This is a genomic window from Enterococcus raffinosus (assembly GCF_018917525.1).
GTDB lineage: Bacteria > Bacillota > Bacilli > Lactobacillales > Enterococcaceae > Enterococcus_A > Enterococcus_A raffinosus_A.
Window position 1 is genome coordinate 17,058 of sequence record NZ_JAHLOS010000005.1, and the last position, 16,942, is coordinate 33,999.

A 16,942-nucleotide genomic window follows, 5' to 3' on the forward strand; every position below is an offset into this window, starting at 1 on the left:
ACTCTTTATCAGATAATCTATCCGATAAAGAGTTCTATTTAACATTTATTGAGTTGAGTGGATTTCATTTAATCCACTGATTTCAAGGCCTCTAACATATCGACATTTTTCAAACGGCGATTGATGACAAATCCAAGAATGGTCGTCACAATAACAATGATTACTGTCGGTACAATAAAGCTGATACTGGACAACGCTGGATTAAACATCGCATCATTTGGTGGAACCGAGGTAAGAATAAACTGGTGCAGCCATTCACCTAACCCGAAACCAACGACGATCCCGATTGCTGTCAGCAAAATTGTTTCACGATAAATGTACAGTGTGACCTCTTTGTCATAAAATCCCAATACCTTAATGGTAGAAAGCTCACGAATTCGTTCAGATACATTGATGTTCGTTAAATTATACAGGATCACGACCGCTATCAGCACAGCAATAAAGACAAGGACCTCCATGATTTTATTCAGCGATGTAACAATCATATCAATTTGACTAGTCATCGTCGTATTTTGAACGACACCGGCGACTCCTGCCAGATTAATAAATTTCGCCGCTTGTTTTTTGGTATTCGCTTTGGACGGGTTCTTTAGATTGACCAATGAAGCATTGGATTGGAAATCCTCCTTAAAGACAGACTGATACTCCGTTTTGTTCATAAACATGAAATGACCCATGTACATTTCAGTGATTCCGTCCACCTTCATCGTTCGGTTTTGGTTTTCTGCATCCTTGACCTTGATCTGATCGCCAACCTCCACATTCAACAAATTCGCTAATCGTTCAGTAATGATCACGCCGTCATCACTCAGCTGCAACGTTTTTTTGGTTTTTCGTTCATTTAAATGAATATAGTCGTCAAAATTTTGTGTTTTCTCAGGTACGATCAATTTGATTTCTTGGCTGTCGTGATTCGCTCCGGCAGCTTTTGTCATGGTTTCATAATGAACAGGCGCGTATTCCTGTATCGCAGGATCCGATAGCTGCTGCTTAATTTCGTCCTTTTTGTCAGGTGTCAGCGTGTCTGATTCAGCCACGATCATATCATAGCGGATCAGCTCGCCAAATTGCCGTTCATTGATTCCTTCAATCGAGTGCTGCACACTAAAGCCGGCAAATAATAAAGTGACCGAACCGGCAACCCCGAAAATCGTCATCAGCATCCGTTTTTTATAACGGAAAAGATTTCGAGCCGTTACTTTATGGGTAAAGCTCAGGTGATTCCAAATAAAAGGAATTCTTTCCAATAAAATCCTTGAGCCTTCTGCAGGGGCTTTAGGCAGCAGTAGATCCGCTGGTCGTTCGCGCAATTCCTTTTTCGCTGAGATCAGTGCAGGGATCACCGCGCTGATAAAGGCTAGAACACATGCCAATACTGAGATCCCCCAGTGAAACTTCAGCGTTAGTTCAGGAAGGATGAAGCCATCTTGATAGGTGCTATAGACAATCATCGGCAGCAAAGTGTGGCCTAATACAATTCCGATGATCGATCCGATCATACTGGAGCTCAACCCATAAACCACAAATTTCTTGTAAATATCTCTATCAGTATAGCCTAAAGCTTTCAGCGCTCCAGAATTTTTCCGCTCCTCATCCACAAAGCGCCCCATGGTGGTAAACGTCACAAGGGCAGCTACTAGAAATAGGAAAACCGGAAAAACATTTGCTAAAGCATCTACGATCGACGAAATACTGTTATAGATTCTGTACCCTTCGGAGCCGGGTAATTCCCGACGATTGTTGACTGAATACACTGGTTTTTTTAATTGGTCTACCGTCGTTTGTGCTTCTGAAAGCTGGCTTTCACTTGTGTTCAACTTCTTCTGCACATCATTTTTCTTTGCTTCAAACTGATTCAGCTGTGTTTGATACTCGGCTTCTTTTTGTGCCAATTCCTGTTCACTAGTAGCTAATTGTGTTTTAAGTTGTTCAGGAACATTTTCCGACCCACCCATTTGCTGCTTTTTCAGTTCTAGCTCTTGGCGGGCAGCAGTCAGCTGTTCTTTTCCCGCATCTAGTTGCTGTTGACCATCAGATAACTGTACGCGGGCAGCGTTCATTTGTCTTTTTGCATCATTCATTTTCGTTTGATAGTCCGCTTTAATCGCCGTTAACCGTTTTTCCGGTTGCTCCTCCAATTGCTCATTTAAATCGTCTTTGTGCTTTTGGACCTTCTTTGTATAGTTGTCCGAATAGGGATCTAGATTTTTCGTATCCTTAAAGGTCATGCGAACGATCATATAATACGGCGAATCAAAGTTCGAGGCGCTCACCACACCAAAGCTTTTCAATTCACCAGTACCAGCCGTTGACTGACCGCGATTGAGGGATGATACGACCTCAGAGGTGTTGACAAAGCCGACGATTTTGAAAGAATTCTTTTTCAAGATCTTGGAATTTGTGATATCGGCTTTTTCAGTAAAGCTGATCGTATCCCCTAGCTTGTAGTTATCTGCACATTTCGCATCCAATGCAATCTCCGTGTCTTTTTTTGGCATTCGCCCTTTCTCTATTTGATAAGTAGAAATGTCCTTCGTCTTAGAAAAAAGCCGAAAGCTCTCGGTCGTATCTTTCTTGGTGACATCCTTCAAATAGCCATACTCAATTTGACGTACGCCATCCGTTTTTTCTATTGCCTCGCGGTCAGAGTCATCGATCCCATAGCTGCCAATCACCGAGACATCCGCCATATTCAACTCAGAAAAATAGTTTTTCCCCGTTTCCCGCATATCTGGTCCAGTTACCTTTAAACCTACTAGAGCAAAGGAGCTGATCATCATCAATAGTAAAATTGAAACGAATCGGCCCTTCGAATATCTAAATGAACGGAAAATATCTTTCCATAACGTTTTCTTTTTCCTCATCGTTTCCACCTACCATTCAATCTCTGAAATTTTCTTAGGATTTTGATTTACCATAATTTCCTTTACCTGAGCATCGTGCATACGAATCACCCGGTCAGCGATTGGCGCCAGCGCTGCATTATGTGTCACGATGATTACCGTTGAGCCTTTTTCTCGGCTCATGTCCTGCAAAATTTGCAGAACCTGCTTCCCCGTTTGGTAATCTAATGCCCCTGTCGGCTCATCACATAGCAATATTTTTGGATTTTTCGCGACCGCTCGAGCAATCGCGACCCGTTGTTGTTCCCCGCCTGATAATTGGGCAGGAAAATTATTCATCCGATTCTTCAAGCCCACCTCTTCCAAAACCTGTTCAGGATCGGTAGCCTCTTCGACGATCTCAGAGGCAAGCTCAACATTTTCTTTCGCTGTCAAATTGGGAACCAAATTATAAAATTGGAAGACAAATCCGACGCTTTCCCGCCGATATTCGGTAAGCTGCTTAGCTGTATAATCCGCGATATTATTGCCATCGATGATTACTTGCCCTTTGGTATTTTTATCCATTCCTCCAAGAATATTCAAGACTGTCGATTTTCCAGCGCCAGAAGGGCCTAATACGATGGCTAGTTCCCCCTTTTCTACTTTAAAATTGACATTTTTGTTTGCCAAGATCTCCGTTTCACCTGTTTGATAGCTTTTGTAATTGTGGACCATTTCGATGTAACTCATAAAACTTCCTCCTTAATTGAACAACGTGTTGATTAAATAATGGAATTAGTATAGAATTAATAAATGAACAATGCAATAAACACTTTGTCCAGTTCTGTTCAATTAGGAGGATAACGATGGGAAATAAAAGAAAAACTGCGAGTAAACAAGAAATTAAACGTGCCTTCACTCGATTGATACATGAAAAGGGATTTGAAGGACTGACGGTGATGGAGATTGCTCGCGAAGCTGGGATCAATCGGGGGACCTTTTATACACACTATATTGATAAGTATGATTTGATGGATAAATTAGAGATGGAAACAATCAATGATTTGAAGGCTATTTTACTGCGGCCAAATGTTGGAGATGTCAATGACCCATTGGAGCTGATTCCTTACCCTTTGATTTTGGAAGCTTTGATTTACGTCAAACAGGATTTTGATTTTATCAGTGCTCTGGCAGGACCAGGCGGCGATCCACAATTTGTCGCGATGATCAAAGGCATTTTATCCGAATTGATTGAATCGAAAATCAGTCAATCCACAGAATTAGAATTTAAAAAAGAAAATCTTCCAGAGGATTATGCCTTGGAGATTCTCCTATCAAGCATCGTAGCGATTATTTTATTATGGATCAAAAAGGGCGGAACAGAATCTCCTGAAGATATCGCCACCATGGTTTTTAAGGCCAGACAGATATCTCCATACGAATTATTGATCTAGAAAAAACGCTCCTTTTACTATCTAAATTGCTAGTAAAAGGAGCGTTCACGTTCATTTATAGAGTTTTTTAATAAACTTTCTCTCTCATCATCATTCAATTTCTATTATTGAACCAAGAAACTTACTTTTCTAAGGCTAAAAATGCCTGCTTTGCCCAATTGGAGTCTTTAAAAATCGCTCGTCCAACACCAATCATATCGGCTTTTTCTTCTCGTAAAAGCTTTTCAGCCACAGTCGCCTCTACGATACCACCTGTCAAAATAACAGGAATTTCCACACTTCGTTTGATTGCTTCTGTCATATCACTAAAATACCCTTGTTCAGTACTATTTGGACTTACATAGGAGCTGAATCCACCGGAAATATCTAGTAAATCGATTCCGGCTTTTTCAAAAGCTTTAACAGCTATAAGGCTGTCTTCAATTGTCGTGCCGCCAGTTGTATGATCACTTGCTCCCAATCGAATGGCAATTGGAAAATCAGAGCCTACTACTTCACGAACTGCGTGAATTATCTCTAGATGCAGTTTGATCCTTCCTTCGATCGAGTACCCATTGTATTGATCTTCGCGTTTATTCGTCAAAGGTGAATAGAACTGAGTCAGTAAATAGGCATGGGCAGCATGAATTTCGACCCCATCATAACCCGCTTTTTTCGCTCTTATAGCTGCTGCCGCAAAATCAGCGATAACCTTTTGAATATCATCGTAGGTCATCTCAAGTGGTAAAGATTCATTTTTAGCGAATTTCGGATGACCTATAGAGCTAGCACTTTTTGGTAAACAGCCAATGATTTCCTGTTTCGCTCGTGCGCCAGCATGATTGATCTGAGCGAACGTTTTAGTATTCGCTTGATGAATCGTAGAGACTAGTCTTTCCAATCCTGCTATATCACTGTCTTTTGCAATCGACATTTGACCCTTACCAGCCTTCCCTTCCGGACTGATATAGCTGTGCTCCGTAATCAATAAACCGATATGACCACCTGCAGATTTTTCTGCATAGTATTGACAGAGCTCCTCAGTAATCTCCCCGTTTTCTTGAGATTTTGATGTTGCAATTGGCGGCAGAACAAGACGATTTGGTACGTCCAATGTTCCTATTTTGATTGGCATTCCCAACAAACTCATACTTAATCCTCCTCTGATTTCTTCTCTAAAAGACTGATTACTATATGCTATTAGTTTATCAGGTTGGCAATGATCAGAATAGTCGATTTGTACATATTGATTGATAATTTTCCCGATTTATTTTAACTATAAATTTTTCACCATCTACACTAAGATTGGCTATCAAAGAGTTAATCCGATTTAGCACTCAACGTTGCCAAACCATTAACAAAAATCTCCAATCCCCATAAAAAAGTCTCATCACTTCCTAAAGATTCTAACGTGTTCGTATGGATCATTCGAACAATCGGTTCATTCTCTCCGTAGCCAACCAGTAGTTGATCTAGCCAGCCCTCAGGTTTTTGATCTATTTTTTCATAATTATCCTTTTGAGCCAAATAATCGATCTCAAAGGAAATAATATAGTTGAGAAAGGAGGTCATACTGGCAAACTTCTGATTGTCTTTAAGCGGTAAGATTTCGATCACCTTCAGCAACTCGTTATTTATCTTCAATAAGTCAACATTATCCGGCGTGATACGTAAAAGTAGATGGGCCGAATAAGGATACTGACGCAGTTTTTGAGAAATTATTTCGCCGTAAAGAATGAGCTGCTCTCGCCAATCGTCTGTTACCAAGACCTCTGCTAAGATTTCTTGAATTACTTGTGAAGCTAATTTGTTAAATATTTCTTCTTTACTTTTTACATACCAATAAAGCGAGGGCGCTTTGATATTTAATAATTGAGACAGCTTCCTCATGCTGAAATTCTCGATGCCTTCTTGAGCTAGCAGTTTCCATGCTGCTTCAAGTATCTCTACCTCGCCAATTTTATTTTTCATCATTTAATACCCTCCTGATTAATAGTATTATACCAGAAAACTAACGGTGTTAGTTTATTCTTGCATTCTCTTTTCAATCATGTTAATCTAACACCGTTAGATTCAGACTAACAGTGTTAGATCAAATTGGAGAGAGGTTTTATTATGGATATGGAACAGATGATTGATGAATCAAATGAATATATATTGAAGGAAGCACCTGTGCGCAGGGCTGTGCTGAATTTATCAGTGCCCATGATGATTGGGACATCTGTCGGCGCGATCTATAGTGTGGTCAATGCGTACTTTATCGGACTGTTACACAACACTAATATGATGTCGGCCATCACCATTGGTATGCCAGTGTTTATTTTTTTAATGGCGATTGGAAATATGTTTGGCGTGGGCTCAAGCACTTATATCACTCGTCTGATTGCCGTTGGTGAGAATAAAAAGGCAAAAAAAGTTGCAGGCTATGCCTTCTATATGAGTTTGATCGCTGCGATTATCTTGGGTGGTCTGGGAATTTTGTTTATTAATCCCTTATTACGGCTATTAGGAGTTGATGCGGAAATCCACAATTTTGCGATGCAATACGTGGTTGCTCTACTTTTGACAGGTTTCACCACTACGGTAAATTTCACTTTGGAACAAGTTGTCCGCTCAGAAGGTGCAGCGAAAGAATCGATGTACGGAATGATCATCAATGTAGTGATCAACCTGATTTTTGATCCACTACTGATCTTATTTCTTCATCTTCATGTGATTGGTGCGACATTAGCTATCGGTGCAGCAAATTTGGCTTCGTTGCTTTACTACCTGTATTATCTATCCCAAAAGAGCGAACATTTGAAGGGGTTTGCCAATCACTTTATGATCTCCCTTATGGATCAATTGGAAGTGTTAAAAATCGGTGTTTCTGAATTAATGAATTCTGGTTTCATGATTGTATCAACATTATTGTTGAACATTTTTGCAATTCATTATGGTGATGATGTAATCGCCGGTTTTGGAATCGCGACTCGTTTCGTTCAGGTCCCTCAATTTTTAGTTATGGGTATTTTCTTCGGTGTCGTTCCATTGTTTGCATATAATTATTCTAGTAAAAATAAGAAACGATTGAATGAGAGCTTCAAAACAGCCGCCTTCTTTATTGCATTGATTGTATTTGTCTTTGTTTCACTAACTTATGTTTTTCGTTATAGTATTCTTGGATTATTTACAAACAGTCGTAGTTTGATTCGTATTGGAGAGTATATTTTGACGGCTTCGTTAGCAACAACGATTTTCAATGGCTTTGCTGGATTGATTTTAGGAATGTTTCAAGGAACTGGTAAAGGACTACCTACGATCGTTATCTCGATCGTACAAAGTTTACTGATCGTTCCGATCATTCTAATGATGAATCATCAGTTTGGGTTGCATGGATTGGTTTGGGCTTCAACAGTTACAGAATTCATCGCCTTCTTGATTGGTATCGGCTTCTATCTCTACTATCGAAAAGATTTTCGGGCTTAGCAAAAATACCTCTTGATCACAAAAAATGATCAAGAGGTATTTTTTATTCCTTTATTAAATCACGCATGAAAAAGACCGTATCCACATCCATCAAATGATAATCCTTTGGCATTTCTGATTTATCAATCAACTGAAAATCATGCTTCTTATAAAATTTCTGCGCTGCTTTCAGCACATCAACGGTGCCCAAATACAAACGTACATACCCTTGATTCTTACAGTAAGTGACCAGTGTATTCAGAAGCTTCTTTCCTACCTGCTTTTCGCCCCGAAATTCCTTTGCAGCAAACATTTTTTTGATGGCACCGCAATGATTTTCCAGCTTAACTAAGGCAATCGTTCCAATAACTCGACTACAAGAAAGCGCTATCCAAAAATTCCCACCTGTATCGATATATTCTTCTTGAATGCTTAAAAGATCTGGCTGATCTTCGATACTGATATCAATATTAAATTCATCCCGTTGAATCGGAAGAATCAAATCAACGACTTGCTGTGTATATTTCTCTTCAAATGGGACAATCTCTATTTCGTTCATCCAAAACACTCCTTTATAAGTAATGAATCAGTTCTAACCTTGCTTTCTACTTTCCAACTCATTTGGTACAACCTGATATAAAATCTTCTCGATAGTTTTCATGGCAGTGACTAGCTCCTGATAGCTTGCCTCATCCAAAGGCGCTAATAGCTCCAGTACTTTTTGATCCGATTGTTCCTCGACATATTTGTTTAGTTCAAGACCCTTTTCACTGAGAAAAAGATGCATACTCCTGCTATCATCAGGATTTTTCTTTTTTAAAATGTAGTTCACTCGTTCTAGTTTACTTAGTTTTCGACTAAGATAACTCTTTTTGATATTCAAACATTTTGTCAAATCATTTGCGGTAATACTGGGGTGACGACCAATTTCCCCTAAGATGCGCATTTCTATCATCGAATAATCCAGATCAAAGACTTTTTGATCAAACACTCCGAGAATTCTTGTGTAATATCGATTAAACCTTCTGACGTCACGGGTATCCAAAAAGGGACACCTCCTTTTGCGAAAATAGTTTACTTTGTCAACCTTATTAACTTTACCAAAGTATAAGACATTTAGTTTACTTTATCAACTATATTGCGCTAAAAAAGAAAAATCCCCCAAATTATCTGTTTATCAGAAGAAAAGACTTGTAGAAACGCGAAGAATGATTTATTCTATCGAATGTACGCAACATGCAACATTAGGAGGAGATCATGATGACCCATTCATCTTGTATCGTACGCTCAAAGAACTATCCTACTTATTAAACGATTAGTTCTTTGACGGAAAAGTAATTTTCCTCAAAGAGAGAAATGAGGAAAATCAACAATGAATACAGAAAATAACGTTTTAACCCCTTATGAATATTGGTACTGCAAGCAGCAGGTCAGCGAACTTGTCAGCGCCTACCATTCAGTCAACGACAAACAGACTATCGTCACTTTACAGACATTGATTCAAGGAAGGACCGAAGAATTTTTTGGTCGCAATCCTTTACTAGCAACATACTGGGAACAATTTCTTGATACCGGACTCACGCGGGATAAATTTGAAAAGCTGTTTGAAGAAATGAAGCAGTTTGTCATTGCGATGGATGTGCCTTCAACAAAACAAATCGAAAAAAGCTTCCGTAAAGTCAAGAAAATGCAGTTTCCTGACCTGGAAGCGAAAGATTTTCGAGAATTAAGCTATTTAGGCTGGAACGACAGCGGAACGAATCGCAAATACTTGCTTCGTAAAATAGACGGACGTTTTGTCGGTGCCTACGGTAGCTTTAGTACCGATGTGCAAAAAGGGCATTGTGCCATCTGCAATCAAATCAGCACCGTGGCTTTCTTTTTAGCAACCACTAAATCCGCAGGAGACGGCACGTATACTAAAAAGGGCAACTATATTTGTACCGATAGCGATCAATGCAATCGCCAACTGACACAATTAGAAACCTTAGACCGCTTCTGGGACACAGTGACAAAATAATTAAATTAAGAGAGGAAACATACAAATGACTGTATGTCTCCTCTCTTTTCTGTTGTTTCAATTTTCTTTTACTTCACGAGCATATTCTTTACTGGCCTCATAAGCTGAAATTGCGCGTTTTCGTCGTTCTTTATGATCCACAATTGGTCTTGGATAGTCTTTATCAAAAATCACCCCATATTCTTCTTGCTCTGCCTGCGTCATTTTTTCTGGTTGATGAATCAGCTTTTCGGGAACATTTTTCAATTCCTTCACATATTTCTTGATAAATTTTCCTTCTTTATCGAATTTTTGTGATTGCGTCGCAGGGTTGAACACGCGAAAATACGGTACAGCATCGGTTCCAGTTGAAGCGGCCCACTGCCAGCCACCGATATTGCTGGCAGGATCATAATCGATCAATTGTTGCTGGAAATACTGCTCACCCCAGCGCCAATCAATCAGCAGATCCTTCGTCAAAAAAGAAGCGGTGATCATCCGCAGACGATTGTGCATCCACCCTGTTTCATTCAGCTGACGCATTGCTGCATCAACGATCGGAAAGCCGGTTTTGCCTTCTTGCCACTTTTTGAACTTTTCTTTATCTTTTTCCCATTGAATGAAGCGAAATTGTGTTTGGATCGGTTCATTTTGTTGACGAGGATGATTCGTAAAGATCATATTGTAGAAATCCCGCCAACACAATTCTTTTTGAAAGGTATTGCGTCCTTGAGAGATCTTCTCCTCCTGTAATGCCTGCCAAACCGTTCGAATCGAGAGTTCTCCCGTTCGCAAATACTGAGACAAATGACTGGTTTGATCTAAGCTCGGGATATCACGAGCCTTCTCATAATTTTCCACTGAATTTTTGACAAAGTTCTTTAATTGACGCTGCGCCGCCTCTTCGCCAAGATTTTTAAACTTCGGCAATTTAGCAACTAACTCCTCAAACTTTTCCTTGTCAGCAGGAAATAGCGCCTTTGAATAAACCGCTTCGGCCTGAAAATTAACCTTAATCGGTGTTTCCTTCACGCGTTCCTTCCATTGATTGTAGTAAGGAGTAAATACTTTGTAGGCTTCACCCTGTTGATTTTTGATCTCATTTGCTCCATGAAGGTAGTGATCTTGAAAACGAAAATAATCAATCGCGTTTTGTCGGAAAAATTTCTTTGCTTCATCATCTCGCTTAGCACCAAATCCGGTGGTATCCTCATTGAAATAGATTTTATTCCAATCCGGCAAAGCTTTTTTTAGTTGTTTAAACAATTCAATCGGTTCTCCGTATTGAACTTGTAGCTGCGCCTTCTCATCGATTTTTTCTTTAAAATAAGCCAGACTTGCAAAGAAAGCGTGATGATTGTGACTGTCTTCTAGAAATTGCGCTGGATTAACTTGAAATAATAAAATCAACTCATCTTCATCAGTTAAATCTTGAAACGCATGAAAAAGCGCTTTATTGTCCTGTATTCTCAAATCCCGACGAAACCACATAACCGTTTGCATCGAATCAACCTCCTTAGTAAAATAACCATTCTTTATTCGAAATTACCATAGATTCTGAGAAAACGCATGCTATTGGTTTAATAAAAATAAAAACACCTTATTGCCCTTCAACTGAATTCAAGGCAACAAAGCGTTTTTTACATCATTTTATTTTTAGCCATATACGCATAAACCGCCCCATAGATTCCGGCTTCATTCCCAAGCTGCGCTTTCTTTACGGAGAAATGTGCTTTGATTTGCGGAAATACATACTGCTCTAGCTTTTCCTTCAATGGCAGCAACAATTGGTCGCCAGCTTCAGATAGTCCGCCACCAATCACTATTTCTTCTACATCAATTGTGTTCATGATTCCAGCTAAGGCTTGTCCTAAGATATCAGTAAATTCCGCCAATACTGCCTGTGCGTGGACATTCTTTTGGGCCGCTTTCTCGAAAACGATTGGCGGCGTGATTTCCGGCCAAGTTTCATTGACTTCTTTCAGCTTCTTTCGCATGCTTAACGCCAATCCATTTGCAGATGCAAAGGTTTCTAAACAATTTCTACCACCACAGCCGCACAAGCGCTGTTCGTCAGAGCGAATCGGGATATGCCCGATTTCCCCACCAGAAGAATGACAGCCATTCAAGACTTCACCATTTAAGACGATGCCGCCGCCAACGCCTGTCCCTAAGGTGACGAACAGCAAATTCGCGTTGCCCTGAGCAGCGCCCTTCCACATTTCGCCAAGTGCAGCTGCATTTGCGTCATTTAATAAGCACACGCCAATTCCTAAATCGGTTTCGATTATTTCTTTTAACGGGATATCCTTCCAATCCAAATTCACCGCTTGAACGACCGTTTTCCCGTCTGGCGAGATCGGACCCGGTACACCGATCCCGATTCCTTTTACAGTTGCTAGTCTAGCATCTTCAAGTGTCGTTCGAATGGAGTCACAAATCTCCTTGGGAATGTCTTTCCCTTTTTCTGCAATATTTGTTGGGATCGACCACTTCTTCTCGATCGTTCCTACATCGTCCATCATGGCAAGCTTGATGGAAGTTCCACCAATGTCGATCCCGATTAGTCTATTCTTTTGTGTTTTCATCCCATCACCTAGACAAAGTTCCGTAAGTAGTGGGCACTTTGCTTGATCGAACGTTTGACATCTTCATAATCAGACTCATACGCCCGATCCTCTACTTCAATACAGGTATAGCCGCTATAACCAACATCGGTTAAAGCCGAAACATATTTGCCCCAATCAACGTCGCCTAAGCCTGGTAATTTTGGTGACATATATTCTAACGGTGTTGCCATTACGCCGACCTCTTGGAGTTTGTTCCAATAAACCTTGATGTCCTTATAATGAACATGGAATAGCTTGTCCTTGAATTCATAGATCGGAGCCAAATAATCCATTTGCTGCCAAACAAAATGCGATGGATCAAAGTTCAATCCAAGATACTCACTATCTAAAAGGTCAAAGATTTTTCTGAATAAAGCAGGAGTCGTCATCAAATTTTGACCGCCTGGCCATTCATCTTCGGTAAAGAGCATCGGACAATTCTCAATCGCGATCTTGACTTTTTGCTTCTCCGCATATGCTAAGATCGGCTTCCAAACCTTTTCAACCTCCTTTAAATTTTCAGAGATCGTTTTTGAAGGCATCCGTCCAATAAAGGTCGTCACCAAATTAATCTCCATTAATTTCGCTGCATCAATGACTGAATAAATATGATCAATCACTAGCTGACGTTTTTCCAAATCTTCATCCAACGGATTCGGATAATAGGCCAAGGCCGAGATCGCAACCTTCTTCTCAGCAGCGTAGGCTTGATATTTCTCTGCTTGTTTCTTTGTCAGATTTTCTGTGTCAATGTGTGAAACGCCGGCATAACGACGCTCTGCTTTTCCAGCAGGCCAGCAGGCAACCTCCACACAATCCAATCCATTTTCAGCAACGATATCGATCATTTCATAAAAATCACTTTGATCTAAAATCGCTGAAACCAATCCTAATTGCATGTTCCTTCCCTCTTTCTATTCAAAATCGACCGAACGGTGTTCCTTCGCCGAGACACGAATCGCATCCAATAGCTTCATTAAGCGTAATATTTCTGTTGGTTTAACCACTAATTCGCCTTCGCCCTCAACGTAGTTTCTGTACTGTTCAAAGAACATCTCATGATTGACTGAAACCTCAGGAAGCTCTTCGGTGACTAGGCGACCTTCTGGTGGCGGACCAAACGAGCGGGTCGGACCGGCTGCTGTCATAGTAATCTTACCTGGAACATTCGTTAACAATTCACTTGTTCGAACGATTTTCCCCTGCGGATTAAATCCGTCCACATAAGCACTGCCCTTATTTCCCCCAACAAACCAATGGCGTTCAAACCATGAAGCTTCGTCTTTTAGGAAATACGTTCCTAATTCTACCTGACCAGTGATTCCACTATCAAAATAAAGCTGGATATTGAAGTAATCATCGACGTTTTCATTAATGACATTTCGCACATCCGCATAAACCGTCTTCAATTTCCCTAGAATCATCCACAGCATTTGATCCAGCAAATGCACGCCCCAATCGTAAAGCATTCCGCCACCAAACTCCGGATATACATGCCAATCGTGCATGTTTCCGTTAAAGCCATAGAGACAATTTTTAATTGTATAAATATCGCCCAGCGTCTGACTGTCGACCACTTCCTTCATCAAGCGATAATCCTTATCCCAACGACGTTGATGGTGAATCGTAAAGCGCACTCCTGCTTCTTCGGTGACTGCCATCATTTCTTGAAATTCTGTGCCGTTCATCGCCGCTGGTTTTTCTAAAATAATATCTTTTTTAGCCGCAGCCGCTTTTTTAACCATTTCTAAATGCAGATGATTCGGCACCGCAATGATGACTGTGTCAATATCTTTTTCTGCTAATAATTGATCGGCCTTCAAAAAGGTTTTTACGCCTTCGTTTACTTCCTTTAGCTGGTCCTTATTGATATCGCAGACGGCGATCAAGGTCGCATAATCTAATTTTTTGATGGTTTGCGCATGAGTCTGACCCATGAAACCATGTCCAATAATTCCAAAATTCAACATCTTTCTAACCCCTTCTCTTAAATCGTCACCGTTCGTTCTTTCACGCCGACTAACGGCACCGGAATATACGCCGTTCTAGTAGCTACGGTCAATTTCACTTGATGATCGCCTTGTGATAATCCGCCTGGTTTTAGGACGCGAATATATAAGGGCTCACCATATTCCCATTTATAAGTGGTAACAGTCGTTGCTTCTTTTAAAGAAAACCAATCTTGCTGGTCGATTGAAATTTTGATCGCGTCAGCAGCGACTTCCGCATCATCCACCGCTACTTTAATAAATTCCACCATGGAAAGAGGGACACCACGATAATACGTAATCAGCGTTTGTAATTCGAAACCGATCACTTCGCCCTTTTCTTCAATATTTTTGCAGGTAGCTTCTTTAAACACATTATTGTCAAACATTCTCTACATCCTCCTATCCTTGGATCTCTTTCAAACACGCCTGCAAGTATTTTTGGTTTGCGGCTACTTGTTCTTTTTCCTGCATTGGTTTGCCTGGCAGTGTGAAGCGATTGCCTTCATACTCTGTTGCCACGTAACCATCATAGTCTTTTTCATGGAGATATTCTAAAAGTCCTTTATAATCCATCGAGTATTCTGGGCCTTCTGGGGTCATTTCAAACATTTTGATGTGGAAATGTTTGATGTACGGCATATACTCGTCCATCACGGTAAACGGATAATTTTCATAGCCATCGCAAAGCGGCGCAAACATTTGATCCTCTTTGGTTTTAATGACTTTTTTGAAGTCTTCTGGATATTCGCCATTATTTTCCTTTACGACACAGTGAAGGTCTGTTCCCTGTGCAAAAATCTCATCTAAGTAAGCAAACATTTCAGGGCTTGCGCCATTATTGACTTCATAGTTCACTACTACTTGTGGGAATTTTTTACAGAAAATTCCTGTATCAATCACTAACCCAATATATGGAGAATCCAAGCGTTTCATTTCTTCAATAAAATGAAGCGTCTCAGGTTCATCAAAGGCCATGCCGGCATGAATTTCTAAAGCAATCGTTACATCATATTCTTTGCAATAAGGCAGCAAGGGTTCGCAAACCCAATAAGGCACCATTGATACCAAACGAATTAATTTAATTCCCAAACGATTGGCTTGTTTGATTTCTTCGATCAATAAATCAATACACTCGCGTTTTGTCAGGCTGCGATTGTTATAGAGATTGGTGTTTAAAAAAACATCCGCGATAACCGGCTTAATTCCTGTTTCTTCTAAAAGCTGATGCCAATGGGCAACGTCCTCTTGTGTCGGATGAGGCGCGTTTTTGATCATTTGATCTGGTAAAATTTCCACTCCTTCAACCTTGTGTTCCTGCAAAAAGTGCATCAAATCATCCAAATCCATGCGATGATTTAAATATTCATCCTGTAAACTATATAAACTTACAGCCGTTTTGATTTTCGTCATTTGTATTCCTCCTACGAATAATTAATAAAGATGATGGGACGAGCGACTGCTTTCAATTGCGCTCGTCCGCCTCATTAAATTACAGTTCCACAACTTTTCCAGTTTCAGCAGATTTGTAAATGGCTTCTAAAATTTGTGTCACCACAATTGCTTGTTCTGGTTTTACCAACGGCTCTGTATCATTCAAAATCGCTTCAACCCATTGCTTCGCTTCCGCATCCTTTTGCTCCAAGCTACTGCCTTCAAAGCCAAAGACGCCGCCAGCATCGGAAGGTTGTGTTTGCTCCAATTGGTTGTGAGCCGCTTTGTTAAAGACCACATATCCTTGATCCAAGAAGGCTTTCCCGAACATTTCCGCGCCGCCTTCTGTCCCGCAAAGTGTGACCTGCGCTTCCTTCGGATTGATCATATTCAAGGCCCAAGCCGCTTCCAAGAAGATCGTTGCCCCATTTTCCATTTTGATTAAACCGAATGCGGAATCTTCTGTTTCAAAGGATTCCGGTTCCCACGGTCCAAACATATTCGCCATTGGATTATCCTTCAATTTTTGGTAGGTCGAGCCTAAAACCATTTTTGGTTTGTAATTACTCATGTACCAAAGGGTTAAATCTAACGCATGGGTACCGATATCGATCAACGGTCCGCCGCCTTGTTTTTCCTTATCAGGAAACACGCCCCAGGTTGGAACACCTTTTCTACGAACGGCATGGGCTTTTGCAAAGTAGATTTCGCCAAGCTCACCGTTACTACAAGCGTCATAGGTCGCTAATGAATCGGCACGGAAACGATTTTGATAGCCGATCGTTAATTTTTTGCCTGTGCGTTCTGCCGCATCCAGCATTTTTTTCGCTTCTTCATAGTTGATTGCCATTGGTTTTTCACACATCACGTGCTTACCGCTTTCTAAGGCATCAACCGTAATAAATGAGTGAGAAATATTTGGTGTCAATACATGTATCACGTCAATATCAGCTTGCTTCACCACTTCTTTGTAGTCTTCTGTAACTAATGCATCGGCAACACCATATTCTGCCGCTGCTGCTTCCGCCCGCTCAACGATCGTGTCGCAAAAGGCCGCCAATTCTACTTGATCCGCTAATTTCGCTAACGCTGGTAGATGCTTTTGATTGGCGATTCCGCCGCACCCGATAATACCGAATTTTAATTTTTTCACGTTGTTTTCCTCCTTGTTCGTTTTTACACTGACATCCATACACTATTAGCCAGC

General features: G+C 40.6%; 16 protein-coding genes. 3 read left to right on the top strand and 13 right to left on the bottom strand.

What is annotated here, in order from left to right; all coding sequences use genetic code 11:
- Nucleotides 1-68: 68 nt before the first annotated feature.
- Complete coding sequence (locus tag KQI58_RS05165) at nucleotides 69-2,864, bottom strand: FtsX-like permease family protein (RefSeq protein ID WP_216407090.1); 2,796 nt, start codon at nucleotides 2,862-2,864, stop codon at nucleotides 69-71.
- A 9-nt stretch (nucleotides 2,865-2,873) separates the two neighbouring features.
- Nucleotides 2,874-3,575 (bottom strand): ABC transporter ATP-binding protein, encoded by a 702-nt coding sequence (locus tag KQI58_RS05170; protein WP_016178611.1) that lies wholly within the window; start codon nucleotides 3,573-3,575, stop codon nucleotides 2,874-2,876.
- 116 nt (nucleotides 3,576-3,691) lie between these two features.
- Between KQI58_RS05170 and KQI58_RS05175 the strand changes: the two genes are divergently transcribed.
- A complete protein-coding gene (locus KQI58_RS05175; protein WP_016178612.1) occupies nucleotides 3,692-4,279 on the top strand; it encodes a TetR/AcrR family transcriptional regulator in 588 nt (195 codons plus the stop codon).
- Between the two features lie 121 nt (nucleotides 4,280-4,400).
- Here the strand turns inward: KQI58_RS05175 and KQI58_RS05180 are convergent, their stop codons facing one another.
- Nucleotides 4,401-5,408 carry an NADH:flavin oxidoreductase gene (locus KQI58_RS05180; protein WP_216407092.1) on the bottom strand — a complete coding sequence of 336 codons (1,008 nt, stop codon included), beginning with the start codon at nucleotides 5,406-5,408 and terminating at the stop codon, nucleotides 4,401-4,403.
- Between the two features lie 170 nt (nucleotides 5,409-5,578).
- Nucleotides 5,579-6,232 carry a TetR/AcrR family transcriptional regulator gene (locus KQI58_RS05185; protein WP_216407094.1) on the bottom strand — a complete coding sequence of 218 codons (654 nt, stop codon included), beginning with the start codon at nucleotides 6,230-6,232 and terminating at the stop codon, nucleotides 5,579-5,581.
- Between the two features lie 141 nt (nucleotides 6,233-6,373).
- Here KQI58_RS05185 and KQI58_RS05190 point away from each other — a divergent pair, with 141 nt between their 5' ends.
- Nucleotides 6,374-7,726 (top strand): MATE family efflux transporter, encoded by a 1,353-nt coding sequence (locus KQI58_RS05190; protein WP_216407096.1) that lies wholly within the window; start codon nucleotides 6,374-6,376, stop codon nucleotides 7,724-7,726.
- Nucleotides 7,727-7,769: 43 nt separating this feature from the next.
- Here the strand turns inward: KQI58_RS05190 and KQI58_RS05195 are convergent, their stop codons facing one another.
- Together KQI58_RS05195 and KQI58_RS05200 are read right to left on the bottom strand one after the other, a co-directional pair.
- The gene (locus KQI58_RS05195; protein WP_216407098.1) at nucleotides 7,770-8,264 is read right to left on the bottom strand and encodes a GNAT family N-acetyltransferase; all 495 of its coding nucleotides are present in this window, start codon (nucleotides 8,262-8,264) and stop codon (nucleotides 7,770-7,772) included.
- Between the two features lie 33 nt (nucleotides 8,265-8,297).
- The gene (locus KQI58_RS05200; protein ID WP_216407100.1) at nucleotides 8,298-8,750 is read right to left on the bottom strand and encodes a MarR family winged helix-turn-helix transcriptional regulator; all 453 of its coding nucleotides are present in this window, start codon (nucleotides 8,748-8,750) and stop codon (nucleotides 8,298-8,300) included.
- Nucleotides 8,751-9,077: 327 nt separating this feature from the next.
- Between KQI58_RS05200 and KQI58_RS05205 the strand changes: the two genes are divergently transcribed.
- Nucleotides 9,078-9,725: a FusB/FusC family EF-G-binding protein gene (locus tag KQI58_RS05205; protein WP_216407103.1), complete on the top strand. Its 648-nt coding sequence runs from the start codon at nucleotides 9,078-9,080 to the stop codon at nucleotides 9,723-9,725.
- A gap of 57 nt (nucleotides 9,726-9,782) precedes the next feature.
- On the opposite strand, the gene KQI58_RS05210 is transcribed toward KQI58_RS05205, so the two are convergent.
- The 7 genes from KQI58_RS05210 to KQI58_RS05240 form a co-directional block, all read right to left on the bottom strand.
- Nucleotides 9,783-11,207, bottom strand: coding sequence for a cryptochrome/photolyase family protein (locus KQI58_RS05210; RefSeq protein WP_216407105.1), 1,425 nt, complete (start codon nucleotides 11,205-11,207; stop codon nucleotides 9,783-9,785).
- 137 nt (nucleotides 11,208-11,344) lie between these two features.
- Nucleotides 11,345-12,292, bottom strand: coding sequence for an ROK family protein (locus tag KQI58_RS05215; protein ID WP_216407107.1), 948 nt, complete (start codon nucleotides 12,290-12,292; stop codon nucleotides 11,345-11,347).
- A gap of 8 nt (nucleotides 12,293-12,300) precedes the next feature.
- On the bottom strand, nucleotides 12,301-13,212 hold the full coding sequence (locus KQI58_RS05220) for a sugar phosphate isomerase/epimerase family protein (RefSeq protein WP_216407109.1): 912 nt from the start codon (nucleotides 13,210-13,212) through the stop codon (nucleotides 12,301-12,303).
- Between the two features lie 15 nt (nucleotides 13,213-13,227).
- Nucleotides 13,228-14,283 carry a Gfo/Idh/MocA family protein gene (locus KQI58_RS05225; protein ID WP_216407111.1) on the bottom strand — a complete coding sequence of 352 codons (1,056 nt, stop codon included), beginning with the start codon at nucleotides 14,281-14,283 and terminating at the stop codon, nucleotides 13,228-13,230.
- A 17-nt stretch (nucleotides 14,284-14,300) separates the two neighbouring features.
- Complete coding sequence (locus tag KQI58_RS05230) at nucleotides 14,301-14,690, bottom strand: C-glycoside deglycosidase beta subunit domain-containing protein (protein WP_216407113.1); 390 nt, start codon at nucleotides 14,688-14,690, stop codon at nucleotides 14,301-14,303.
- 13 nt (nucleotides 14,691-14,703) lie between these two features.
- Entirely contained in the window at nucleotides 14,704-15,714 is a 1,011-nt protein-coding gene (locus KQI58_RS05235) for a sugar phosphate isomerase/epimerase family protein (RefSeq protein WP_216407115.1), read from the bottom strand.
- Nucleotides 15,715-15,793: 79 nt separating this feature from the next.
- Nucleotides 15,794-16,888 carry a Gfo/Idh/MocA family protein gene (locus tag KQI58_RS05240; protein ID WP_216407117.1) on the bottom strand — a complete coding sequence of 365 codons (1,095 nt, stop codon included), beginning with the start codon at nucleotides 16,886-16,888 and terminating at the stop codon, nucleotides 15,794-15,796.
- Nucleotides 16,889-16,942: the final 54 nt, after the last annotated feature.

Coding starts and splice junctions, on each gene's coding strand:
- KQI58_RS05165 (WP_216407090.1), bottom strand. CDS start 2,864: ATGAGGAAAAAGAAAACGTTATGGAAAGATATTTTCCGTTCATTTAGA.
- KQI58_RS05170 (WP_016178611.1), bottom strand. CDS start 3,575: ATGAGTTACATCGAAATGGTCCACAATTACAAAAGCTATCAAACAGGT.
- KQI58_RS05175 (WP_016178612.1), top strand. CDS start 3,692: ATGGGAAATAAAAGAAAAACTGCGAGTAAACAAGAAATTAAACGTGCC.
- KQI58_RS05180 (WP_216407092.1), bottom strand. CDS start 5,408: ATGAGTTTGTTGGGAATGCCAATCAAAATAGGAACATTGGACGTACCA.
- KQI58_RS05185 (WP_216407094.1), bottom strand. CDS start 6,232: ATGATGAAAAATAAAATTGGCGAGGTAGAGATACTTGAAGCAGCATGG.
- KQI58_RS05190 (WP_216407096.1), top strand. CDS start 6,374: ATGGATATGGAACAGATGATTGATGAATCAAATGAATATATATTGAAG.
- KQI58_RS05195 (WP_216407098.1), bottom strand. CDS start 8,264: ATGAACGAAATAGAGATTGTCCCATTTGAAGAGAAATATACACAGCAA.
- KQI58_RS05205 (WP_216407103.1), top strand. CDS start 9,078: ATGAATACAGAAAATAACGTTTTAACCCCTTATGAATATTGGTACTGC.
- KQI58_RS05210 (WP_216407105.1), bottom strand. CDS start 11,207: ATGCAAACGGTTATGTGGTTTCGTCGGGATTTGAGAATACAGGACAAT.
- KQI58_RS05215 (WP_216407107.1), bottom strand. CDS start 12,292: ATGAAAACACAAAAGAATAGACTAATCGGGATCGACATTGGTGGAACT.
- KQI58_RS05220 (WP_216407109.1), bottom strand. CDS start 13,212: ATGCAATTAGGATTGGTTTCAGCGATTTTAGATCAAAGTGATTTTTAT.
- KQI58_RS05225 (WP_216407111.1), bottom strand. CDS start 14,283: ATGTTGAATTTTGGAATTATTGGACATGGTTTCATGGGTCAGACTCAT.
- KQI58_RS05230 (WP_216407113.1), bottom strand. CDS start 14,690: ATGTTTGACAATAATGTGTTTAAAGAAGCTACCTGCAAAAATATTGAA.
- KQI58_RS05235 (WP_216407115.1), bottom strand. CDS start 15,714: ATGACGAAAATCAAAACGGCTGTAAGTTTATATAGTTTACAGGATGAA.